General features: G+C 69.7%; 17 protein-coding genes. 5 read left to right on the top strand and 12 right to left on the bottom strand.

Going from position 1 to position 23,773, the window contains the following annotated elements; genetic code table 11:
• Positions 1-206 precede the first annotated feature (206 nt).
• The 3 genes from AB0B50_RS36570 to abc-f are packed head-to-tail and all read right to left on the bottom strand — an operon-like array spanning position 207 to position 3,450.
• Positions 207-1,115, bottom strand: a complete 909-nt coding sequence (locus AB0B50_RS36570; RefSeq protein ID WP_362340144.1) for an ADP-ribosylglycohydrolase family protein — start codon at positions 1,113-1,115, stop codon at positions 207-209.
• Positions 1,116-1,127: 12 nt separating this feature from the next.
• On the bottom strand, positions 1,128-1,805 hold the full coding sequence (locus AB0B50_RS36565) for a phosphoglycerate mutase family protein (protein WP_362340143.1): 678 nt from the start codon (positions 1,803-1,805) through the stop codon (positions 1,128-1,130).
• A 34-nt stretch (positions 1,806-1,839) separates the two neighbouring features.
• On the bottom strand, positions 1,840-3,450 hold the full coding sequence (gene abc-f / locus AB0B50_RS36560) for a ribosomal protection-like ABC-F family protein (protein ID WP_362340142.1): 1,611 nt from the start codon (positions 3,448-3,450) through the stop codon (positions 1,840-1,842).
• A gap of 135 nt (positions 3,451-3,585) precedes the next feature.
• Between abc-f and AB0B50_RS36555 the strand changes: the two genes are divergently transcribed.
• Entirely contained in the window at positions 3,586-4,290 is a 705-nt protein-coding gene (locus AB0B50_RS36555; protein ID WP_362340141.1) for a TetR/AcrR family transcriptional regulator C-terminal ligand-binding domain-containing protein, read from the top strand.
• Between the two features lie 65 nt (positions 4,291-4,355).
• On the opposite strand, the gene AB0B50_RS36550 is transcribed toward AB0B50_RS36555, so the two are convergent.
• A complete protein-coding gene (locus tag AB0B50_RS36550; RefSeq protein ID WP_362340140.1) occupies positions 4,356-4,961 on the bottom strand; it encodes a YdbC family protein in 606 nt (201 codons plus the stop codon).
• 33 nt (positions 4,962-4,994) lie between these two features.
• The gene (locus AB0B50_RS36545) at positions 4,995-5,816 is read right to left on the bottom strand and encodes an arylamine N-acetyltransferase (RefSeq protein ID WP_362340139.1); all 822 of its coding nucleotides are present in this window, start codon (positions 5,814-5,816) and stop codon (positions 4,995-4,997) included.
• Positions 5,817-5,986: 170 nt separating this feature from the next.
• Here AB0B50_RS36545 and AB0B50_RS36540 point away from each other — a divergent pair, with 170 nt between their 5' ends.
• Entirely contained in the window at positions 5,987-6,514 is a 528-nt protein-coding gene (locus AB0B50_RS36540) for a TerD family protein (RefSeq protein WP_362340138.1), read from the top strand.
• A 142-nt stretch (positions 6,515-6,656) separates the two neighbouring features.
• Here AB0B50_RS36540 and AB0B50_RS36535 read toward each other — a convergent pair whose 3' ends face one another.
• Complete coding sequence (locus AB0B50_RS36535; protein WP_362340137.1) at positions 6,657-9,554, bottom strand: vitamin B12-dependent ribonucleotide reductase; 2,898 nt, start codon at positions 9,552-9,554, stop codon at positions 6,657-6,659.
• A 137-nt stretch (positions 9,555-9,691) separates the two neighbouring features.
• Positions 9,692-10,237, bottom strand: a complete 546-nt coding sequence (gene nrdR, locus AB0B50_RS36530) for a transcriptional regulator NrdR (protein ID WP_098245171.1) — start codon at positions 10,235-10,237, stop codon at positions 9,692-9,694.
• Between the two features lie 495 nt (positions 10,238-10,732).
• Here nrdR and lexA point away from each other — a divergent pair, with 495 nt between their 5' ends.
• A complete protein-coding gene (gene lexA, locus AB0B50_RS36525) occupies positions 10,733-11,518 on the top strand; it encodes a transcriptional repressor LexA (RefSeq protein WP_362340136.1) in 786 nt (261 codons plus the stop codon).
• 139 nt (positions 11,519-11,657) lie between these two features.
• Here the strand turns inward: lexA and AB0B50_RS36520 are convergent, their stop codons facing one another.
• From AB0B50_RS36520 to AB0B50_RS36500, 5 genes are all read right to left on the bottom strand, one after another.
• Positions 11,658-13,628, bottom strand: a complete 1,971-nt coding sequence (locus tag AB0B50_RS36520) for an ATP-dependent DNA helicase (protein ID WP_362340135.1) — start codon at positions 13,626-13,628, stop codon at positions 11,658-11,660.
• Between the two features lie 40 nt (positions 13,629-13,668).
• Entirely contained in the window at positions 13,669-15,621 is a 1,953-nt protein-coding gene (locus tag AB0B50_RS36515) for an IucA/IucC family siderophore biosynthesis protein (protein WP_362340134.1), read from the bottom strand.
• A 58-nt stretch (positions 15,622-15,679) separates the two neighbouring features.
• The gene (locus tag AB0B50_RS36510) at positions 15,680-16,396 is read right to left on the bottom strand and encodes a GNAT family N-acetyltransferase (RefSeq protein WP_362340133.1); all 717 of its coding nucleotides are present in this window, start codon (positions 16,394-16,396) and stop codon (positions 15,680-15,682) included.
• A gap of 45 nt (positions 16,397-16,441) precedes the next feature.
• Positions 16,442-18,730, bottom strand: a complete 2,289-nt coding sequence (locus AB0B50_RS36505; protein ID WP_362340132.1) for an IucA/IucC family protein — start codon at positions 18,728-18,730, stop codon at positions 16,442-16,444.
• A 159-nt stretch (positions 18,731-18,889) separates the two neighbouring features.
• Positions 18,890-20,500: a diaminobutyrate--2-oxoglutarate transaminase family protein gene (locus tag AB0B50_RS36500; RefSeq protein ID WP_362340131.1), complete on the bottom strand. Its 1,611-nt coding sequence runs from the start codon at positions 20,498-20,500 to the stop codon at positions 18,890-18,892.
• 569 nt (positions 20,501-21,069) lie between these two features.
• Here AB0B50_RS36500 and AB0B50_RS36495 point away from each other — a divergent pair.
• Positions 21,070-22,311, top strand: a complete 1,242-nt coding sequence (locus tag AB0B50_RS36495) for a hypothetical protein (protein WP_362340130.1) — start codon at positions 21,070-21,072, stop codon at positions 22,309-22,311.
• Between the two features lie 200 nt (positions 22,312-22,511).
• On the top strand, positions 22,512-23,723 hold the full coding sequence (locus tag AB0B50_RS36490; RefSeq protein ID WP_362340129.1) for a hypothetical protein: 1,212 nt from the start codon (positions 22,512-22,514) through the stop codon (positions 23,721-23,723).
• The last annotated feature ends 50 nt before the right edge of the window (positions 23,724-23,773 follow it).

Below are 23,773 nucleotides of genomic sequence, written 5' to 3'. Positions count from 1 at the left end.
GCAGCGCACGGCGCTCGCAGGGCCGCAGGGCTACCGGAACCGGCATCTCGTTCAACGCACGCGAGCCAAGATCAACTAGCGACCCGCCCCAGCGTAGCCGGGCTCTCGCCCAAGGCCCTCCTGCCCGGTCATGCCTGTGGCACGACCGTGACAGTGGGGCTCATGGCGATCGGGCTCCCGGGGATCGAGGCCCGCCGCCCTCGGCGTCAGACCGCCCCGAGGGGGACCCAGCCGGGCAGCGTCTCGGTCCGCTCCAGCCACTCCGCGGGCGGTGCCCCGGCCTCACGGGAAGCGACCACGCCGCCCACGATGGCGCAGGTCGTGTCCATGTCGCCGCCCACCTGCGCGGTGTCCCAGATGGCCCTCTCGTACGAGTCGAGGCCGCGGGCGGCCGACCACAGCGCGAACGGCACCGTGTCATGCGCCGTCGTGCGACGCCCGCATCCGAGCACCGCAGCGACCGTCCCGGCATCGCCGTAGTCGAGCATGTCGCGCGCCCGGCGCAGCCCCGCGCCCACGGCACTGCGCGGCACCAGAGCGATGACGCCGTCGAGGAGCGCCTTGGGTGTCGGCGGTCCCGCGGGGTCGGCCGTCAACGCGGCGGCTGCGGCCACGGCCATGGCCCCGACGACGGCCTCGCGGTGCTGGTGCGTGGGGTAGGCCGAGATCTCCGCCTGGTGTGTCGCCTGCTCCGGGTCGTCCGCGTACCAGGCGCCGAGCGGGGCGATCCGCATCGCGGCGCCGTTGCCCCAGGACCCCTGCCCCTTGAAGAGCGCGGAGGCCAGCTCGCGCCAGTCCCCGCCTTCCCTCACCTGCCTCAGCAGGTGGTTCACGGCGGGCCCGTAGCCGCGGTCGAAGTCGTGGTGCTCGGCGAACGACCGGGCGAGCGCATCCTGGTCGATCCGTCGGTGCTTGATGAGGACGGCCAGCACGGAGCAGGCCATCTCGGTGTCGTCGGTCCACTGCCAAGGGGCGTCGGGCAGCTGTCGGCGCTTGAGCAGCGGGTAGTGCGCGGGCACGAAGAACTGGGAGCCCAGCGCGTCCCCCACCGCCAGTCCGCGCAGGCTGGCCAGAGCGCGCTCCAGGCGCCGGTCGGGAGAGGAGTCAGCGGTCATCGCCCTGCCACTCTATCCGGTGACGCCGTTCCAACCGGTGACGCCGTACGGCTCGGGCTCGCGCCAGCGTTCGAATGGCCGGTCCAGCGTGTACTTGCCGTCCTCACCGAGCACGAGCATCCTCATCTCCCCGTTTCCCGGATTGGACAGCGACTCGAACTCGGCCACCGACCAGTGGAACCAGCGCATGCAGAACAGCCGCATGGTCAGCCCGTGCGTGACCAGCAGGACGTTCGGAGGATGGTCCGGGGCCTCGAAGCTGCGGTACAGGCTCTCCAGGAAAGCGCCCACCCTGTCGTAGACGTCGGCTCCCGACTCCCCCTGCGCGAAGCGGTAGAAGAAGTGCCCGTACGCGTCGCGGTACGCCTTCTGCAGCCGTACGTCGTCCCTGTCCTGCCAGTTCCCCCAGTCCTGCTCGCGCAGCCTCGGTTCCTCCCGTACGCGCATCAGCTCGGGGTCGAGCCGGAACGCCTGCAAGGTCTCGTGGGTGCGACGGTACGGCGAGACGTACACGCTCACCCGCTCGCGGCCCAGCAGTTCCCGCAGGTGCTTGCCCGTCTCCCCCGCTTGGGACCACCCCGTTTCGGTCAGCGCGAGCGCGTGATCGGGCTCGCGCTCGTACACGGTGTCGTCGGCGTTTCCAGCCGACTCGCCGTGCCGGACCAGGATGATGCGCCGCGGGCGTGCCATGCGGAAACCCTAGATCGGCTCACCGGCGGGCGGCTCAGTCGGGTAGCCGTCCGGACTCCATCCGGCGTATCCGGCCCGTGAAGCGCCGGCGCAGCAACCGGTCGTGCGAGACGACGACCAGGGCTCCCGTCCACTGGTCGAGCGCCGCTTCCAGGTCCTCGACCAGGCCGAGTGCCAGGTGGTTGGCAGGCTCGTCGAGCAGCAGCAGGTCGGCGGGCCGGGCAAGGAGCCGCGCGAGGGCCAGCCTCCTGCGCTGTCCCGCGGACAGCGCGCCTACGGGCACGTGCAGGTCACGGGGGCGGAACAGGCCGTACGACAGGAGCAGTTCCGCCTGTTCCTCCTCGGTGAGTCCCAATCCCCTGCCGAACACCTCGAGGACGGGCTCGGCGGGGCGTCGTACCGGTATCTCCTGGGCGAGATAGCCGATCCGGCCTCTGCGAACCACCGTGCCCTCGTCGGGTTCGAGTACGCCCGCCATGGTGCGCAGCAGCGTGGACTTCCCCGCGCCGTTGCCCCCGTGGATCAGCAGCCGCTCACCGGCCGACACCGTGAGCTCGTCCACGGCCAGCCGCTCGCCCACGCGCACGTCCCGCAGGGTGACCAGGGCCCCCTCGGTGGCGCCCACCACAGGGCGTGCCGCGAAGCTGAGCGGCTCGGGGGGCTTGGGCACCGGCTGCTCCCTCAGCCTGCGGAGCCGTTCCTGTGCGTTGCGCACACGCCCCGCGACGGAGGCCTGTACCCGGCCTCCCGCCCGGTCGTACGCCATTTTGTTGTTGTCCTTCATGCCACGTCCGCCGGCGACGGCGTGGGCCGTGGTGGCCATGAACTCCTGGAGACGGCTCGTCTCCTCGCACCACTGCGCGTACTCCTGCTCCCAGCGCTGCCGAGCGGCCGCCCGCTCCGCGACCAGCCCCTGATAGCCCCCGCCGTGTCGCACCACGGTCCGGCGGTCGGCGTCGACTTCGAGAATCGCGGTGGCCACACGCTCCAGGAAGGTGCGGTCGTGGGAGACCGCGACCACGGTCCCGCGATGCGCGGACAGGGCGCTCTCCAACCAGTCCAGCGCACCTTCGTCCAGATGGTTGGTCGGCTCGTCCAGGAGCATGACCTCGGGTGCGGCAGCGATGAGGCAGGCCAGGCCGAGCCGCGCCTGCTCGCCGCCGGACAGGCTGCCCAGGGCCCGGTCCCGGCCGATGTGCCCGAGCCCAAGACCGTGCATCGCCTTGTCCACGCGCGCGTCCGCCTCATAGCCGCCGCGCAGTTCGAACGCCGTCAGTAGGTCTCCGTACGCACCCAGCTCCTGCTCGGTCGCGGAGCCGAGGCCCGCCTCGAGGGCACGCAACCTCCCCTCCAGCGACCGCAGTTCGGCCAGCGCCGCGTCGATCGCGTCGCCGACACTGCGGTCGGCCGACAGTTGGGGAGTCTGTGCGAGAAGTCCCGCTCCTCGCTCGGCGACGGTCACGACCTCGCCCTCGTCGGGACGCTCGTCGCCTGCCATCAGGTGCAGCAGCGTGGACTTCCCCGCGCCGTTCTCCCCCACGACGCCTATGCGCTCCCCCGGCCTGATCGCCAGCGACACCCCGTCGAGCAGCAGCCGCTCGCCACGCGTCTTGGTCACGCGATGCAGAGAGATCTGAGTAGGCAAAGGCACCCCCGGTTGTGATCCACCCGAACAAACGCAACCTCAGTTGCATTACGGCGAGTGTGACACACTGCTCGGACTAACGCAACACAGGTTGCGATTGCGTGCGAGGCAGGGCGACGGAGAAGGAACGAATCGATGGCGGACAAGCCGATGGCGGCCGACCGGAGCGCGGGCGCGCGGAGCCCGCAACAGCACGGATCCGACGGAGTCGAGCAGCGCGGACGAGCCGAGGCGACATCACCCGCACCCGGCACCCGCCGCCCCGGCGGCCGCACGGCCCGCACCCGCGCGGCCGTCCGCGACGCCGTGCTGAGCGGCCTCGCCGACCACGGCTACCCCGGCCTCACCGTCGAGTACGTCGCCGATCACTCGGGAGTCCACAAGACCACGCTGTACCGCCGCTGGGGCGGCCTCGAAGGACTGGTCGCCGACGCCCTGAACATGGCCGGCGAGGACACTTGGACCCCGCCGGACACCGGCAGCCTGGAAGGCGACCTCCGCGAGCTCGCCCGAGAAGTGGTCGATTCCTTCTCCGACGAAGCGGCGGCCGCGGCACCCACCGCCTTCGTCGCGGCGGCCTTCCAGTCGACACGGGCGGCCGAGGCCCTGCACTCCTTCTACGCCGAGCGGTTCAGCCGCTGCGAGGCGGTCGTCGCACGGGCCGTGGCACGAGGTGAGGCAGCCCCGGACACCGACGCGGCAGCCCTCGTCCGAGCCGTGTCCGCCCCGCTGCTGCTCCGCGTGTTCATCACGCGCGAGCCGATCGACATGGCGCTCGCCGAGCAATCGGCGGCGGCAGCCGTCGCCGCCACCCGCGAGGGCGCGTACACCAGGCGGTGACGGCGCCGGTACGTCAGTGAAGTGCGGGGCTCACGCCCGCACCCGCACCCACAGCGGAGCCGCGTTCACACCGTCCACGACGGCTCCAAGTTCACGACGTCACCCGCCAGCGCGGCGACATCCGCCTCCGTCTGCGCTCGCAGCGAGAGGCGCTCCACCCGCTCCACGCGGTACTTGCCGTGCTCCGCGGCCGACTGCCACATGGAGAGCACCAGGAATTCATGGCCGGGCGCCTCTCCGAAGAGACCCCGCAGCATTCCCGGCGAACCGGCCATCGCCGGGTTCCAGACCTTCTCCTGCATCAACGCGAAGTGCTCCACCCGCGCCTCACGGACCCGGCAGTGCGCGACGCGCACCACGTCCGCGTCCGTGAAGCGCGGTTCGAACCCCGTCTTCACATCGAATCGGTGGTCGAAGAGCTTGGCCTGGAGGTCCTTGTAAGTGCCCGACTGAGCAGCCGCGAGACGGTCGTGCGAGCGAGCCATGAAGGAGTCGTAAAAAGCACGGCTCTCCCAGAAGGCGAAGACATGGGCGACCCCCGGCCGGCCTCTGCTCCACCCCCCGCCCTGCCCCCGGAACCCCGGCTCCCCCAGAAGCCCCGCCCACTTCCGCTGCCCTCGCTCGAACCCCCGACGATCGACCACGGTGCAGCGAATCCACTTGACCAGCACCGCGCCATCGTACGGCGCGGAGCGTGGCCCGGGTCACGCTCCGGCGTAGTGCACCCGGATCAGCTCGGACGAATCATCGGCATCAAGTTCAATACCGAACTCCCGGACGAGAACATCCGTCAATTCGCCCACAGGAACGGTTCGTTCGTCCGTCGAACCGTCCGCGCGCGTCACCGTCAGCTGATCCCCCACGAGCCGACGTCGCGTCTCCGGAGAGGCCTTCTGCATCACCGGGCGCCGGATGAACGACGACTTGGGGTGGGTCGATGTGTAGTGGTTCATCACTACGTAGTCGACGGGAAGGCGCCGTTCCTGGGTGTACGCATAGAGGTCGAACCACCCCTCGGGGCCACATGTCCGCAGCACCAAGACCCCGTCGTCCTCCTGCCGAAGCCCGTAACGCCACTCCCCTTGCCGCGCCTCCGCACCGGCGCGCATCGGGATCGGTTCGAGCAGCCCGTCGCCGCCGAACCCGACGTCGCACTGCCACAGTTCGCCGTCCACCTCGACTTTCAGAAGCATGTGCGTCACCGCGCGCGTGGAGGACGCTCCGGCCCGCACACGGGCTCCAAGTCCGGTGACCTCGAAGCCGATGCGTTCGAGCGCCGCGGCGAAGAGAAGGTTCTGTTCGTAGCAGTAGCCGCCCCGCCGCCTGTGCACCATCTTGTCCTGCAATGCCGTCAGCTCCAGCGGAACCGGACGGCCGAGCATCATCTCGAGGTTCTCGAAGGGAATCGCCGCCACATGCTCCCTGTGGAGTGTGCGCAGCGTGTCCAGATCCGGCTTCGTCCCGCCTGTGTGCCCGAGTCTCGCCAAGTAGGCCTCGAAATCGAGCTCTTCCCCGTTCCATGTCATGCAGCGATGATCTCCAGAGCCGCTCCGCGTGCCAACCCGCTTTCCCCTCTGCCCAGTTGCCCCGCTCCTGACCAGGGACGCTACGACGTTGTCAGTCGTACGCCGTAGCGTGTATGTGGGACAGGCCTGGTGAATCCGCAGCGGCCAGGCCACAAGGAGGGGGTAGCCCAGTGAGCAGTGTCAGCAAGGGGATCAAGAAGGTCGAAGTCGGGCTCAGGTGGGATCCGAGCCCGGTCGGAGCACCGCCCAACGACCTCGACATCATCGCCGCGACGTACACGGGGGACGCTCCGTACGGCAACCCGGAGTACCTCGTGCACTTCGACAGCCGCTCCCCCGACGGCACGATCACGCTCAACCGGGACAGCAGGACGGGCCAGGGCTTCGGTTTCGACGAGGTCATGACCCTGGAACTGGAGCGCCTCGCCCCCTCGTTCACCCGTGTCGTCGTGGGAGTCGCCATACAGCAGCAGGAGCAGCAGAAGGTGTTCGGCGACATCGCGAACACCGCGGTCCGGATCCGCGAGGGCCACACGAACCTGGCACACACCGACCTGGCCGGTGTCTCCGGATGCACGGCCTCGACCGTCGCGGAATTCACCCGGGACGCATCCGGGGCGTGGTCGTTCCGCGAGGCCATCCGCGGCTTCGACGCCGACCCGACCACGTTCGCCTCGCTCATGGGTGCCGAGCTCTAGAGCGCGCCGTACGCCGGAGGCGGGCTCTCGCACGCCGAGCACGCCGAAGGGGACCGACGATGTGTCGATCCCCTTCGTGTGCCGTCAATCGGCTACCCGCGCGGCCCGTGCCGGAGTCGCCTCCGGCACGGCCTCACCAGGGTCAGCTGCAGCCGCTGGTCGAGCCGCAGCCCTCGCAGATGTAGCAGGAGCCGGCGCGCTGCATCTTCGTACCGCAGGAGAAGCACAGCGGCGCATCGGCCTGGATGCCCAGCTGCATCTCGACGAGCTCGGCACTGGTGTGCGCCTGCTGCGGGGCGGGCTTGACCGTCTCGGCCTCCGCCTTCGGCGTGGAGACCGCCTTCAGGGACTCGGTCTGCCGCGGCGCGGACTGGGCCAGGCCCTCGACGTCGACCTCGTCCTCGGCGGGCTCGTACGAACCCGTCTCCAGGTGACGCTGACGCTCCTCGGCGGAGTGGATGCCGAGCGCGGAGCGCGTCTCGAAGGGCAGGAAGTCCAGCGCCAGGCGACGGAAGATGTAGTCGACGATCGACTGCGCCATCCGCACGTCCGGGTCGTCCGTCATGCCGGCCGGCTCGAAGCGCATGTTCGTGAACTTGGAGACGTACGTCTCCAGGGGCACGCCGTACTGCAGACCGACCGAGACCGCGATGGAGAAGGCGTCCATCATGCCCGCGAGGGTCGAGCCCTGCTTGGACATCTTCAGGAAGACCTCGCCGAGACCGTCGTCCGGGTAGGAGTTGGCGGTCATGTAGCCCTCGGCGCCGCCCACCGTGAAGGAGGTGGTGATGCCGGGACGGCCCTTCGGGAGGCGCTTGCGGACCGGGCGGTACTCGACCACCTTCTCGACCGCGGCACGGATCGTGTCCTCGGTCTTCTCGGTGATCTCGGCCTTCTCGTCCTCCTTCTTCTTGGCGGAGAGCGGCTGGCCGACCTTGCAGTTGTCGCGGTAGATGGCGAGCGCCTTGACGCCCATCTTCCAGGCCTCGAAGTAGACCTCTTCGACGTCCTCGACGGTGGCGGTCTCCGGAAGGTTGACCGTCTTGGAGAGGGCGCCCGAGATCCACGGCTGGATCGCGGCCATCATGCGGACGTGGCCCATCGCGGAGATGGAGCGCTCGCCCATGGCGCAGTCAAAGACCTCGTAGTGCTCGGTCTTCAGGCCGGGGGCGTCGATCACATTGCCGTTCTCGGCGATGTGGGCGACGATCGCCTCGATCTGCTCCTCCTGGTAGCCCAGGCGACGCAGGGCCTGCGGCACGGTGCCGTTGACGATCTGCATCGAGCCGCCGCCGACGAGCTTCTTGAACTTGACCAGGGCGAGGTCGGGCTCCAGGCCGGTGGTGTCGCAGGACATCGCGAGACCGATGGTGCCGGTCGGGGCGATGACGGACGCCTGGGAGTTACGGAAACCGTTCTTCTCACCGAGGCGGATCACGTCCTGCCAGGCCTCCGTGGCGGCGGCCCAGATCGGCGTGTCCAGGTCGTCGATGCGGACGGCCGCGGCGTTGGCGTCGGCGTGCTGCTTCATGACGCGCTTGTGCGGCGTGGCGTTGCGGGCATAGCCGTCGTAGGCACCGACGACCGCGGCCAGCTCGGCGGAACGCTTGTACGACGTACCCGTCATCAGCGACGTGATGGCACCGGCGAGGGCACGGCCGCCGTCGGAGTCGTACGCGTGACCGGTGGCCATCAGGAGAGCGCCGAGGTTGGCGTAACCGATGCCCAGCTGACGGAAGGCGCGGGTGTTCTCGCCGATCTTCTGCGTCGGGAAGTCCGCGAAGCAGATCGAGATGTCCATCGCGGTGATGACCATCTCGACGACCTTGGCGAAGCGCTCGGAGTCGAAGGACTGGTTGCCCTTGCCGTCGTCCTTCAGGAACTTCATCAGGTTCAGCGAGGCGAGGTTGCAGGACGTGTTGTCCAGGTGCATGTACTCGCTGCACGGGTTCGAGCCGTTGATCCGGCCGGACTCCGGGCAGGTGTGCCAGGCGTTGATGGTGTCGTCGTACTGGATGCCGGGGTCGGCACACGCCCAGGCGGCCTCGGCCATCTTGCGGAAGAGCGACTTGGCGTCGACCTCCTCGATGACGTCGCCGGTCATGCGGGCGCGCAGACCGAACTTGGAGCCGGACTCGACGGCCTTCATGAACTCGTCGTTCACGCGCACCGAGTTGTTGGCGTTCTGGTACTGGACGGACGTGATGTCGTCGCCGCCCAGGTCCATGTCGAAGCCCGCGTCGCGCAGGGCGCGGATCTTCTCCTCTTCCTTCACCTTGGTCTCGATGAAGCCCTCGATGTCGGGGTGGTCGACGTCGAGGATGACCATCTTGGCCGCCCGGCGCGTGGCGCCACCAGACTTGATGGTTCCGGCGGAGGCGTCGGCACCGCGCATGAAGGAGACCGGACCCGAGGCGTTGCCTCCGGAGGACAGCAGTTCCTTGGAGGAACGGATACGGGAGAGGTTCAGGCCGGCGCCGGAGCCGCCCTTGAAGATCATGCCCTCTTCCTTGTACCAGTCGAGGATCGACTCCATGGAGTCGTCGACGGCCAGGATGAAGCAGGCGGACACCTGCTGGGGCTGGGGCGTTCCGACGTTGAACCAGACCGGCGAGTTGAAGCTGAAGATCTGGTGCAGGAGGGCGTACGCCAGCTCGTGCTCGAAGATCTCCGCGTCGGCGGGCGAGGCAAAGTAGTTGTAGTCCTCGCCGGCCTTGCGGTACGTCTTCACGATGCGGTCGATCAGCTGCTTGAGGCCGGTCTCGCGCTGCGGGGTGCCGACAGCCCCGCGGAAGTACTTGCTGGTGACGATGTTGACCGCGTTCACCGACCAGAAGTCGGGGAACTCGACGCCACGCTGCTCGAAGTTGACCGAGCCGTCGCGCCAGTTGGTCATGACGACGTCACGACGCTCCCAGACCACCTCGTCGTACGGATGTACGCCGGGGGTGGTGTGGATGCGCTCGATACGCAGACCCTTGCTGGCCTTGGATCCCTTGGCGCGGGAACCTCGTGCCGGGCCGCTCGTCGTCTCGGTCATGCCGCCTCCCTGTATCAGGCTAAAACGCCCTGAAGTGCCACGTTCTTCCCGTGGCACGGATGTGTGTCTGGTGTTGCGGGCATCACGGAGGACACCCTCAACAGGTCTGGTTCGCCGCCGGCCGGTCGATCAGCCGGTCAGTCGGCGGCGGTGGCGGGCACCGGGACTTCGACAGTCCCTCCAGGCCCGCAGTCGTTCACGACGCGCTCACCGTCCGCGTCGCACGGCTCCGCGTCGAGCCGCTGTTCCCTCAGCTCCCCGATGGCAGCCTCGAAGTCCTCGAGCGAGTCGAAGGCCCGGTACACGGACGCAAAGCGCAGGTAGGCGACGAGGTCGAGCTCCTGCAGCGGACCGAGTATGGCAAGGCCCACGTCGTGAGTGGTCAGTTCGGCGCTTCCGGTGGCGCGCACCGCCTCTTCGACCCGCTGGCCGAGCAGAGCGAGGGCGTCCTCGGTCACCGGCCGCCCCTGGCACGCCTTACGGACGCCATTGATGACCTTCGTACGACTGAAGGGCTCCGTCACGCCGCTGCGCTTGACCACCATCAGCGAGCACGTCTCCACGGTCGTGAAACGACGGGAGCAGTCGGGGCACTGACGGCGCCTGCGGATCGACGTGCCGTCGTCAGTGGTGCGGCTGTCGACTACGCGGCTGTCGGGGTGCCTGCAGAAGGGGCAGTGCATGGAACTCCCAACCCTCCTTCATGGCACGACTCATAAGCCTCAACGGACCCTTGGGGCCCTCGAAGCAGCCCCAAGCATAGGCGATCCCCGAGGCCCCGAAAGACCAGGGACCACAACTTCTGGGCCGCTGATGCAATCCAACCACTAGATCTGGGGTTTGGCCGCTTTTCCCGCCCTGCGCGTGTCGCGCCGCCCGGACCGCGCCGGAGGCACGAAGCTGTCACTCGCACCGCTCAGGAACGGGGGCCGGTGCCGGGTTGACAGGGCACCGGGTGGCACTATGGGAGCTCCACCGAGGGGCTCACGGCCTCGGCGGTGAAGCGTACCGTAATGAACCGAATTGCCATTCGGCCCCAGCGCGAGCCATACACCCGGACACATGATCACGTCAGGCAATCTGCGATTTTTCACTCGAACGTGTGTTTGGCGCAACCTTTCGAAAGCAACTACCGTTGGCTAGCTAGGGAGAGAACATCTCGAGAGGGGCCGACCGACGTGACCACCACCGCAGACAGCGCCACCATCACTGCCCAGGACCGCTCCCAGAGCCGACTCGAGCCGGTGCATGCCATGAATGAAGCAGCCACGAACCAGGAGGGGCCCAAGCCCACTCGCTCCCTGCCGGGCCGACCTCCAGGCATCCGCGCCGACAGCTCGGGGCTCACCGACCGGCAGCGCCGGGTGATCGAGGTCATCAGGGACTCCGTGCAGCGGCGCGGCTACCCGCCGTCGATGCGGGAGATCGGTCAGGCGGTCGGACTCTCCAGCACCTCCTCGGTCGCCCATCAGCTGATGGCTCTGGAGCGCAAGGGCTTCCTGCGCCGCGACCCCCACCGCCCGCGCGCGTACGAGGTGCGTGGCTCGGACCAGCCGAGCAGCCAGCCCACGGACACCACCGGCAAGCCGGCCGCTTCGTACGTTCCGCTCGTGGGCCGCATCGCGGCCGGTGGACCGATCCTCGCCGAGGAGTCGGTGGAGGACGTCTTCCCCCTCCCCCGGCAGCTCGTGGGTGACGGTGAGCTCTTCGTCCTGAAGGTCGTCGGCGACTCGATGATCGAGGCCGCGATCTGTGACGGCGACTGGGTCACGGTGCGCCGCCAGCCCGTCGCGGAGAACGGCGACATCGTGGCCGCCATGCTGGACGGTGAGGCGACGGTGAAGCGCTTCAAGCGTGAGGACGGGCACGTCTGGCTGCTCCCGCACAACTCCGCGTACCAGCCGATCCCCGGCGACGAGGCGACGATCCTCGGCAAGGTCGTGGCGGTGCTGCGGCGGGTGTGAGACTCCGCCCCTGACCGGGCCCCGGGACCAACTGCGCCGGTTCCGGGGCCCTGCTGCGTCTGGGAGCGCTCAGGCTGTGGCAGCGGGGGTGCTCAGTACTGTGGCACCGCCGCTTCAGGCACTGCCACAGCACCGAGCGCTACGCCTCTTCGGCCTTGGCCGCGGCGTCGATCGCTGCCAGGGAGCGGCGGACCTGGTTGCGGTCCGTCGTGTACCAGAAGTCGGGCAGAGAAGCCTTCAGATAGCTGCCGTAGCGCGCGGTGGCCAGGCGGGGGTCCAGTACAGCGACCACTCCGCGGTCCCCGGAAGCCCGGACGAGACGTCCCGCGCCCTGTGCCATCAGAAGGGCCGCGTGCGTGGCCGCGACGGCCATGAAGCCGTTGCCACCGGCGTCGTCGACCGCCTTCTGGCGGGCGCTCATCAGTGGGTCGTCGGGGCGCGGGAACGGAATCTTGTCCATGATCACCAACTGGCAGCTGGGACCCGGCACGTCGACGCCCTGCCAGAGCGAGAGGGTCCCGAAGAGACAGGTCTTCGAGTCCGCCGCGAAGCCCTTGATCAGCTCGCCCAGGGTCTCCTCGCCCTGCAGGAGAATCGGCATGTCAAGGCGCTCCCGCAGTTCCTCAGCCGCGCTCTGAGCAGCGCGCATGGAGGAGAACAGCCCGAGCGTACGACCGCCGGCCGCCTCGATCAGCTCGGCCAGCTCATCGAGCATGTCGCTGCGGGTGCCCTCACGGCCCGGACGGGCCAGGTGCTTGGCCACGTAGAGAATGCCCTGCTTGCCGTAGTCGAACGGGGAGCCGACGTCGAGGCCCTTCCAGACCGGGGCGTCCTCGGATTCCGTGCCCTCCGGGGCCAGGCCGAGTGACGCCCCGACCCCGTTGAAGTCGCCGCCGAGCTTGAGCGTCGCGGAGGTGAGGATCACCGAACGCTCGGCGAAGAGCTTCTCCCGGAGGAGCCCGGACACGGACATCGGGGCCACACGCAGGGAGGCACCGAAGCGCTCGTGGCGTTCGTACCAGACGACGTCGTACTCGGAGCCGTTCGTGATGCGCTCCGCCACGTCGTGGATCGACTCCACGGAGGCGAGCGCCTGCTTGCGGACCGCGTCCTCGTCCTGGACCGACTTGTCCCGGGTGGAGCCGAGCGCCGTGATCACCGTGCGGGCGGCGTCACGAAGAGCCATCAAGGCGTACCCGAGGTCTTCGGGGATCTCTTCCAGGCGGCCGGGCAGGGCCAGCTCCATCAGCCGCTCGAAGCCCTCGGAGGCCGTCTGGAGCTGGTCCGCCGCCTTTTCGTTGACCAGCTTGGCCGCGCGGCGCACGGCACGGTTGACCTGCCCAGGAGTGAGCTCTCCTGTGGCCACGCCGGTGACACGGGAGACCAGCTCATGGGCCTCGTCCACGATCAGTACCTCGTGCTGCGGCAGGACCGGAGCGCCCTCGATGGCGTCGATCGCGAGCAGCGCGTGGTTCGTGACGACGACCTCGGAGAGCTTGGCCCGCTCACGGGCCGCCTCGGCGAAGCACTCCGCCCCATAGGCACACTTCGAAGCGCCGAGGCACTCCCTGGAGGAGACGGACACCTGCGCCCAGGCACGGTCGGAGACGCCCGGGGTGAGGTCGTCGCGGTCGCCCGTCTCGGTCTCGTCCGCCCAGTCCCTCATGCGCAGGAGGTCCTGCCCCAGCTTGCTCGTGGGGGCGGCCGCCTCGAACTGGTCGAAGAGGCCCTCCTCCTCGTCCTGCGGCACGCCCTCGTGGAGGCGGTGCAGGCACAGATAGTTCGAGCGGCCCTTGAGCATCGCGAACTGGGGGCGGCGGCGGAGCAGCGGGTGCAGCGCGTCCACCGTGCGCGGCAGGTCCCGCTCCACGAGCTGGCGCTGCAGGGCGAGGGTGGCCGTCGCGACCACCACACGCTCCCCGTGTGCCAGGGCCGGGACCAGGTAGCCGAGGGATTTGCCCGTGCCGGTACCGGCCTGGACCAGCAGGTGGGAGTTGTCGTCGATCGCCTCGGCGACGGACTCGGCCATGGACACCTGGCCAGGGCGTTCCGTGCCGCCGACAGCGGTGACGGCGGCGTGCAGGAGCTCGGGGAGGGAGGGCTTCGTCATAGCGCGACCACCCTACGGTGCCCCACTGACAATCCGCCGATCAAGGCTGATGGAGAGGGTTGGGCACGGTTCCGTGCACGGCGGCGTGCGGGCGCTGGGGGCGGTCGCGGTACCCGTCGAGATGGAGGCGGTTCCGGTTCAGGCACAGCCGCTCGATACGGGGTGTGAGCAGGTCGAACATCTCGTACCGCTCCTTCAGCTCCGGAGCGCGCGCCTGGTACCGGAGGATCTCGGCGCGCAGGAAGGTCCAGAAGTCCGCTTCTTGGACGCCCAGTTGATCCCGGCACAGCGGCGCGAGGTAGCGGAAGACACCCACGAAGAGGCCGGAATGGATGAACTGGGTGAGGAACCCCGGGGGCTCGGTGAGCAGTACGTCGCGGACGTCGGCCGGCATCGAGTCGTGCTCCGGCAGCGGCACGGCACTCACATTGACGTCGTCCACGAAATCCTTCACCGCGAGCCGGACAGGTACGTCCTTGTCGTCGAAGACGACGATGGCGTTCTCCCCGTGAGGGGAGAACACGGTGCCGTAGCGGTACAGGAACTGCAGCAGTGGGGGCAGAAGGGCGGCGAAGAGCCGACGCAGCCAGACGGCAGGAGCCAGCCCGGAACGCTCCACGAGCTCCGTCACGAAGGCCCTGCCGTGGGGATCGGTGTGCAGCAGCGAGGCGAGAGTGCGGGCGCGCTCCCCCGGAGCGAGATACCGGGTGATCGGCTCGCGCCAGATGGCTCCGAGCAGTTCCCTGTACTGGTACGGGACTTCGGGCAGGGCGTCGTACTCCGGGTGCTCCACGGCCACGGATGCCACTTCACCCAGGAGGATCACCCCGCACTCGTCACGGAGGAAGGGGTCGGCGTCGCGCAGGGCGTGCATCCAGGCCGTGACGGCGGGCGCCGCGACCGTACGCCCGGTGGGAAGGCCGCGCCACACCAGCGTGTTGAGGACCGACAGCGGCAGCTTCACGGTGTGCCGGTCGGGGTGGGACATGTTGAGGAAAGTGCGGATGGACTGCTGAGGCAGGCGCAGATCGCCGTCGCTGCAGAGCGGAACGATGGCATCCGCGGCGACGGACGGAGCGAAGAGCGGCAGCACGACGTCATCCCACTGCCAGGGGTGCACCGGGAGGTAGAGGTACTTCTGCGGGTCGCATCCACGTGCGCGCAGTAAGTCCGCGAAGGACTGCTGCATGTCGGTGGAGAGTTCGCGGTCGTAGAGCTGCTGTGCGGTGTCCAGCCCCGAGACGCCTCGGTACACGGCGAGGTCGATGTGTACGGCGATCCACGGAAGCGCCGTGGAGCGGCGCGCTTCGGGAGCCCATTGGTCGGTGTCGCTCGCGGAGAACCCGACGCGCCCCTTGTTGAGGACGAGCCAGGGGTGGCCGGTCTGGTGTCCTTCGAGCTCCGCGTAGCCGAGATCGGCGAGTTGGGCTGCGGTGAGCGCCGTGTGGTCGATGCGGGCGTCGGCGCTGAGCGTAACGGTCAGCTCGCGGATGAGGTGACCGAGCGTGGCGCCGTCCAGACCAAGGGTCCGGCGGGCGAGGACGAGGAAGCGCAGCGGGTCGCTGAAGGGGAAGGGCCGTCCGCCGCCTTCGGCGAGCGACAGGCCGGTCGGGTCCACTTGCCAGCCGCCGTACGAGCCGCGACGTGCCCGAAACGTGAGGTAGGTGCCCTGGTCTCCTGCCGTGGAAGGGGAAGGGGGCGGGGGCGAAGACAGGGAGGTGGAGGCTGGCGAGGGCGTGCGGGTCGGGGTGGGCGTGAGGGTCGGCGAGGGCGAGGGCGTTTCAGGATCCGACGGTTCGAGGTGGAGACGGTAGGTGTCCGTCGCCCCTTCCGCTGCCGGCACAGGCCGGATGATCTCCTCGTACGCGAACTCGCCGATCATCTTGGCGAGAAGGCGGCGTCCGGCCTCTTGCCATCTGTCCTGGGTCAGCTCGGGCGGGTCGTACAGCTCGGCGGCGGGGCGGGAGATCTGGCTGGCGGACGGATTCGGCACGGGAACTCCTCAGGGAGGGAACCGGATCGGGTCGAGCGGTGTACCAAGAGTGATCGGGTCAGAGCACGGCGCGCAGGGCCCGATCACGGACCATGAGCGCCGCCCGTTTGTCGGGCAGATCCACTTCGGCCGAGAAGCGGAAGCCAGCGCTCAGGAACGCGGAGACGGAGGGGGTGTTGCGCAGGTCGGGTTCTGCTACGACGCGTGCGCATGCGGGGCGGTGGTCGAGGACCAGGTCGGCGACGGCTCTGAGCAGCGAAGTGCCAAGGCCGCGGCCGCGGTTGGCGACACCACCGATGAGGAGGTGGATTCCGGTGTCGTGCGGACGTGAGGGGTAGTGGCGGGCCAGCGGGTCGAGGTCCGCGCGGTAGATCTCCCAATAGCTCATCGGCATGCCTTCCAGCACGCCCAGACAAGGGACGCTGCGCCCGTCCCCGTCGATCTGGGGGCGCAGGTGGTCCTCCGTGACGGCTTCGGGTCCCGCCAATTCCCAGAAGGCCGCCACAGCGGGGTCGTTCATCCATCGGCTGATCAGAGGGAGGTCGCGTTCGAGGCGCACGGGTACGAGCTGGAAGACACCGGACGCGGTGGTGACCGGCCCCCAGTCCCCGACGCCGTCCAAGAGATCGTCGTCCACCGCGGCCCCTCGCCCGTCACCCTCGGCCAGCAGGGCGATGAGCTCGTCGGGCAGGCGCAGGTCGAGGGTGTCTGTGCCGTCGGCGCCGGCAGTGACGGAATCGGTCCCGGCGTCGGTGCTCGCATCGGTGGGAGGCACGGCGTCGCTCCTGTCGGAAGAGTCAGAAGAGGTGGGGCATGTTCCTCAGGAATGAAGGGGGTTGGCGATGGTGACGTAGACGGATTGGGTGTCGACCGGGCCGACGAGCTCGTCGAGTCCGTGCAGCCGGGTCAGCAGGTTGGCCTTGCAGCGCAGCACGGGCGAGTCGAGCAGCGTCGCAGGCAGTGAGGTGCGCAGCCGGTCGGAGCCGGAGGCGATGTCGCCGAGGAAGCGGCGGAAGGCGGCGAGCAACAACCGCTCGTCCGCGAGCCGTTCGGCGCCGAGGGCTCCGATGAGACCGAGGACGTTGTTGATGCCGAGGTAGTAGGCGAACCTCTCGTCCGTCACCTCGTCGGAGACGAAGGTGTCGCTGTCCTGCCCGATGCCGGGGAGCCGTCGCTCGAGTTCGGCGCGTCGGGACTCGCGGAAGTAATAGCCCTGGTTGTCGCGGTAGCGGCCGCCCGCGGGCCAGCCGTCGGGGTCGAGCAGGAGGAGCGTGTTCTGCTGGTGCGCCTCCAGGGCGACGCCCGCCTCGCTGTCCAGCCACAGCACGGGGCGGACGACAGTCTCGAGGTAGCGCAGGAACCACTCGGTGGCAACGGCCCCTCGGGGACGGCCCGTTCGTCCGGCGAGTCGGGTGACGGTCTCGCCGAGGCGGGAGCGCATCGTGCGGCGGTCCTGGCCGCCGGGCAGTGCCGAAGGCCTGGGCGAGACGAGTCCGGCGATGCAGGTGGCGTCGTCGCCGGGGCCGAAGGGGTTGTGCCGGATCATGACGTCGAGCCCGGGGACGGGTGCGCCGTCGGGGCCGGTGACGGCGAGCCATGCGGGGTCGCGGACCACGTCGAAGCCGGGGTGGGCCGACTGCCACTCCTCGGCGAGGCCACTGCGCAGCAGCCGGTGGACCTCGACGCCGCGGTGCAGTTCCTTGCGGAGGTTCTCACGGCGGGAGTTGGTGATGCGCAGGCCGAGGGAGAGCTTGAGCATGGCGGCCGCGCCGGAGCGGTAGAGGGTGCGTACGGAGGAGGTGGGGTGCCAGGGGGTGCCGTGAGGGCCGAGATCCTGGAGCAGTCCGGCGTTGAGGAGGTCGGCGGCAGCGGGGCGGTGCCTGAGTTCACGGATCTGCCACGGGTGCACGGGCAGCGCGACTCGGCCGTCGGGCAGTTCCAGTTCCGGGCCGGCGAGGCGGGCGGTGAGTTGCTCGGCCGGGACGGTGCGCCCGCGCTCCGTCCAGGCCGAGTCCGCGGCGAGCACGGAGCGGTCGACGGCCAGCCAGTGCAGCGCGAAGGCGCCGCGCAACTCCGGTGAGTAGAGGCGGGATTCGGTGTCGGACAGGCCCTCGCGGCTCTTGGGGGTCGGATGCAAGGGGTGGCCGAGGAGCAGGGACTGTTCGGAGGCGAGAAAGAGGTCGGGGCTGTCGCCGGGCCTGTTGCGACGGTCGGCGATGAACTCGGCCGTGCGCCGGACCGAGTCGGCGACCCGGCCGACCAGGTCGGCGCCGTCGACCGGACTGACGGGGGCGGTGTGGTTGGCCGGGGCGGACGGGCTGGCTGGGGCAGACAGGTCGTGGGAGCCGTAGGGGGCGGGTGAGCCCTGGGAGTCGGGTGACTCCCGTGAGTGGTGTGCGTCGCGTGAGCCTCGTGCATCGCGTGAGGGGTGTGCGTCGCGTTCGTCGTCCCGCTCCGTGGCATCGGCTGGAGCAGTCGATGCCACCGGGTTGGTCACACCTCGTTCGCCCGAGCCGCCGCCCTCGCCCGAGCCGCCCGCCGTGGCCAAGTCGCCTGCCTCGCCCGAGCCGCCCGCCTCTGCCATGCCCTCCTCACCGCCCGCGCCGCGCGCTCCACCTGCACCGCGCGCTTCATCTGCACCGCGCGCTTCGCCTGCGCGGCCTGAGGCCTCCGCTCCGGATTCAGTCTCCGTACCGTCCTCACCATCCTCACCATCCGTCGAGGGATCCGCGCTGCGGCGGGCGGTCTCGCGGCCGAGGAGGGCGGCGACGGTGACCGCGTCGACGGGAGGCGCGCTCGCCGGGCCGTCCGCCAGGTAGGGCAGGCCGAAGCGGTGCCAGCCGGTGGCCGACCAGTAGTGCACGGGGACGAGCAGGGCCGTTCCGCTGGCGTCGAGCGGGATGCGCAGGGCGCCGTGGTCCGGTGCGGGGAGGTTGTTCTCCCTGACCCAGCAGCGCAGCAGGTTCTCGACGGCGGCCGCCTGCGCGGCGATGTGCGGGTCGGGGTGCTCCAGCAGGTCGGTGGACGGGCCGCGCAAGCGCTCGGCCTCCTGGCCGCTCCCCTTCTGCCGGGGGACCGTACCGGACTCCGCCACCAGTGACGTTTGCATGCCGCACGCGCCTGAGGCGTGGGGGTGGGGGCGGCCTTCGGATGCGGGGGTGGCGTTCAAGAGGGCTTCCTTGTGAGGTTGTTCGGGCTCCGTATGACGACGGGGCCAGGACATGCCCGGCGGGTCGTCACCGCCGGGCGCTGCCCGGGTCCGTCTTGGCTATCCGTGGTGGGTGCGCGCCGCGGTGGCCAGCGCGTCGGCGAGGCGGTCGAGGACCGCGGCCGCCTGTTCGTCGGTGATGGTCAGGGGAGGGAGGAGTCGTACGACGCTGGAGTGGCGGCCGCCCAACTCGACGATGAGGCCGCGACGCAGGCACTCGCGCTGCACGGCGGCAGCGAGTTCGGGTGCCGGTGGGCGGGGCGGGGCGGTGAAGGGGAGGCCGTCGGAGGTGTCACTCCGAGGGGGTGCGGTCGGCGACGGGGTCATCCGGGCGGCACATCCGTCCGCCGTCGGCCCGGCTTCGCCGGAGGGCTCCGCGGTGCTGCTCCGCCGGACCGGGCCGCCTGCGGAACCCGGCCCTGCATCCGTCCCCGTACCCGAGCCGGAACCGAAACCGGAACCGGAGTCCATGCCCGCCCCCGAACCCGAAGCCGAATCCGTGCCCGCCCCCGAATCCGCCTCGGGACCCGGCCCCACCCCCGGATCCACCAACTCCACCCCGATCATCAGCCCCCGCCCCCGCACCTCTCCGATGCACGGGTACTCCGCCGCCAGGGAGCGGAGTTCGGTGAGCATGCGGGTGCCGAGGGTGGCGGCGCGTTCGGCGAGGCCGTTCTCGCGGACGTACGCGAGGGTTGCCGCGCCCGCGGCCATGGCGAGTTGGTTGCCTCGGAAGGTGCCCGCGTGGGCGCCGGGCGGCCAGACGTCGAGGTTGTCGCGGTAGACCACGACGGCCAGAGGAAGGCTGCCGCCGATCGCCTTGGAGAGCACCATGACGTCCGGGACGACGCCACTGTGCTCGACGGCCCAGAAGGCTCCGGTGCGTCCGACCCCCGTCTGCACCTCGTCCGCGATGAGCGGGATGCCGCGCGCGGCGGTGATCTCTCGCATCCGGCGGAGCCAGGCGTCGGGGGCCGGGAGGACTCCGCCCTCGCCCTGGACGGGTTCGAGGATCATGCCCGCGGGTGCCGGTACACCCGACTTGGTGTCGTCGAGGAGGCTCTCGGTCCACCGGGCGGAGAGTTCGGCACCGCGCGCGCCACCGAGGCCGAACGGGCAGCGGTAGTCCTGCGGATAGGGCAGGCGCGCGACGCGTACGTCCGTCGCGCCCCCGGATGCTTCGAGCGCCCCGGCGGTCATCCCGTGGTACGCGCCGGTGAAGGCGAACATGCCCTCGCGCCCGGTGGCGGCGCGGACCAGCTTCAGCGCCGCCTCCACCGCGTCCGTCCCGGCGGGGCCGCAGAACTGGATCCGCGCGCTGTCCGCGAGGCCGGGCGGCAGCGTGCGGAACAGCTCGGTGGTGAAGGCGTCCTTGACGGGCGTCGCCAGGTCGAGGACGTGCAGGGGCGCCCCCGAGTCGAGGACCTTCCTGATCGCTTCGAGGACCACGGGGTGGTTGTGGCCGAGGGCGAGGGTTCCGGCGCCGGAGAGGCAGTCGAGGTAGCGGCGTCCGTCGGCGCCCTCGATGGTCAGGCCGCGCGCCCGGACCGGCACGATCGGCAGCGCTCTCGCATAGGTGCGTGCCGCTGACTCGCGCGCCGACTGGCGCCGCAGGATGCCTTCCTGGGCCACGGTGGGCGCCACGGGCCGTGCCCCGCTCCGACCGGCCACGCCCCCAGCCGTACGCGCGGCGGACTGCGGCGAAGACTGCGCATCGGACCGAGGCGACGACTGCGGCTCGGACTGTGACTCGGACTGAGGCGACGACTGCGGTTCGGACTGAGGCGAAGGCTGCGGTACGGACTGTGTAACGGAATGTGGTGCGGACACCGCCGAGGGCGCAGGCTCGGTCACGGCCACGACTTTCGGTCCTCCCGCTGGGACGAGCGCGTCCGTCCGATACGGCTCCGGAGAGCCCCATGTGGCCGTTCGCGCGGGCGAGTTGGCATGGAGGGATGAACGCAGGCCGCGTGTCCCCCGTACGTACCAACGACGAGGCCGCCGCGGGATCACGGGTAATCGGAAGATCCTTGCCGTGACGGAACCGTTGCCCTTCCGTCGGCCGTCCCCAACGGCACCGGCATAGTGTGGGGTGCCGTTCATCAGCAACGGGCACACCGCTCCCCCGTGCAAATCCGAGCAAACGGGCGCAAGGGGGCGCCGCACCAGCGGCAACGGGTGCTCCACACCCTGATGTTCAGCACTTTGGAACGATTTCGAGGCCCAGGGGGATTCTCACCATGCGACCCATACGTCCGCTCTTCGCTGTTCGCAATGGGAGGAGCGCGCGCACCAGAACCTCCCCCGTGGCGGCCGCTGTGGCGCTCGGCGCGGCGCTCGTACTGACCGCCACGGCCTGTGGCCCCAGCGAGGACAACGCCGGTGGCGACTCGTCCTCGTCGCAGCCCGGCGGCAGCAATGGCGACAGCGGCGACGACAAGATCCAGATCCCGGACGCCTGGAAGGACAAGCTCAAGGAGAACGGGATCGATCTGGACGAGTGGAAGAACGGCGCCTGGAAGAACTGGAACAAGGACGACTGGCTGCGCGAGGCCGGCGACTTCGTCAACCCGATCATCGAGGACCTCTGGGACCCGGACCGGATGCGGGACGCCGACAAGAACCCCGACCGGGGCGTCGACGACAACGACATCTCCGGTGACCAGGGTGTCACCGACCCGACCCCCAAGCCCGTGGAGGCGGCCGCCGTGAAGGCGCCGTACCACGACCAGGCCGCCGAGTCGGGCAAGCTCTTCTTCGACTCCCCCGAGGGTTCGATGGTCTGCTCCGCGACCGTCGTCAAGGACCCGGCCCACCCGGGCAAGTCCAACATGGTGTGGACCGCGGGTCACTGCGTGCACGCCGGCGCCAAGGGCGGCTGGTACCGCAACATGGTCTTCGTCCCCTCGTACAACAACAGCGGCAAGTCCGCCGAGGAGCTGCAGAACGCCCCCAAGGAAGAGGTCGCTCCGTACGGCGTCTGGTGGGGCGACTGGGCGCAGACCTCCGACCAGTGGATCGAGCAGGGTGGCCCGACGGGCGGCGCGGGTGCGCCGTACGACTTCGCGGTCATTCACGTGAAGCCGGAGAAGGGCAGTGAGGGCAAGTCGCTGGAGGAGACGGTCGGTTCCGCGCTCCCCGTGGACTTCAACGCTCCCGCGGTGCCCAAGATCGACACCATGACGGCGACCGGCTACCCGGCCGCGCCGCCCTTCGACGGTCAGAAGCTGTTCCAGTGCGCCGACAAGCCGGGCCGTCTCTCGCTGACCAAGCCCGACCCGACGATGTACCGCGTCGGCTGCACCATGACCGGCGGTTCGTCCGGCGGCGGCTGGGTCGCGGAAGGCCAGGACGGCAAGCCCGCCCTGGTGTCGAACACCTCCATCGGCCCGGTGACGGCAGGCTGGCTGGCCGGTCCGCGCCTCGGCAAGGAGGCCAAGGGCATCTACAACGCGGTCAGCAAGAAGTTCGCCGACCAGTAGTGGTCCGATCTGCAGCGAGCAGATCGACGGCAAAACGTACGTCGGCGGGGCACCGGAAACCTTCACGACCCCGCCGCCGTTCGTCCCCAACCTCACAGGCATAGTGGGGTGTTGTGTCGAAGCGGATCTCCCATGGGGCTCCCGCGGTGACACATGACACGTACATGGCAAATACACGTTCTATCGGGGGTAACAGCACCATGCGTTCCACTCGTGCGCCGTTCGCGCGCAGTCGTGGGCGGCGCGCCGTACTCGCCGCCACCGGGCTCGCAGCGACCCTGGCGCTCACCGCCACGGCCTGTGGCCCGAGCGAGGACAAGGCGAGCGACAAGCCGGACGCCACCACGTCCCAGGGAGCCGACGGCTCCGATTCCGGTTCCGACTCCAAGCTGCCCGGCGGGCTCGCCGACAAGCTCAAGGAGAAGGGCATCGACCTGGACGACTGGAAGGGCGGCGCCTGGAAGAACTGGGACAAGGACGACTGGCTGCGCGAGGCCAAGGACTTCGCCAACCCGGTCATCGAAGGGCTCTGGAAGCCCGAGCGCATGCAGAAGGCGAAGGACCCGAACAAGACGATCGCCGCGAAGGACGCGAACGCCGACCAGGGCGCGACCGACCCCGAGCCGACGCCGGTCCAGGCCAAGCGCGAGAAGACGCCGTACCACGAGAACGCGGCCCCCGTCGGCAAGATCTTCTTCGACTCCCCCGAGGGTTCGATGGTCTGCTCCGGCACCGTCGTGAAGGACCCGCGCAACCCGGGCAAGTCCAACCTCGTGTGGACCGCGGGCCACTGCGTGCACGCCGGTCAGAACGGCGGCTGGTACCGCAACATCGCGTTCGTGCCCTCGTACAACGACCTGGGCAAGTCCGAGGCCGACCTGCGCAACGCCGCTCCGCAGGAGATCGCCCCCTACGGCCAGTACTGGGCGGACTGGGTCTCGACCTCCAACGAGTGGATCAACGAGGGCGGTCCGACGGGCGGCGCGGGTGCGACGTACGACTACGCCGTCATGCACGTCCAGCCGGAGCAGGGCGGCAAGTCCCTCGAGGAGACGGTCGGCAACGCGCTCGACGTCGACTTCTCGACGCCGGCCGCGCAGAGCGTGAGCTCGATGGGCGCCTGGGGCTACCCGGCCGCCCCGCCGTACAACGGCCTGATCATGCACAAGTGCGTCGACAAGCCGGGTCGCCTCTCGATGGCGCCGTCCCTGCCGACGATGTACCGCATCGGCTGCACGATGACCGGCGGTTCGTCCGGCGGCGGCTGGTTCCGGGTCGCGGGCAACAAGACGAAGCTCGTGTCGAACACCTCGATCGGCCCGGCCGACAACACCTGGCTGGCGGGACCGCAGCTGGGCCGGGGCGCCGAGCAGGTCTACGACATGATGAGCAAGAAGTACGGCTCGAAGTAGCCGCACGGCGCACCTGACGCGATGCAGGCCCGCCCCCTACGAGAGGGGGC

Origin of the sequence: Streptomyces sp. NPDC041068 (assembly GCF_040647455.1) — a bacterium.
Taxonomy (GTDB): domain Bacteria; phylum Actinomycetota; class Actinomycetes; order Streptomycetales; family Streptomycetaceae; genus Streptomyces.
Note: the sequence above shows the minus strand (reverse complement) of the source record. Positions and strands in the feature narration are given on the sequence as shown.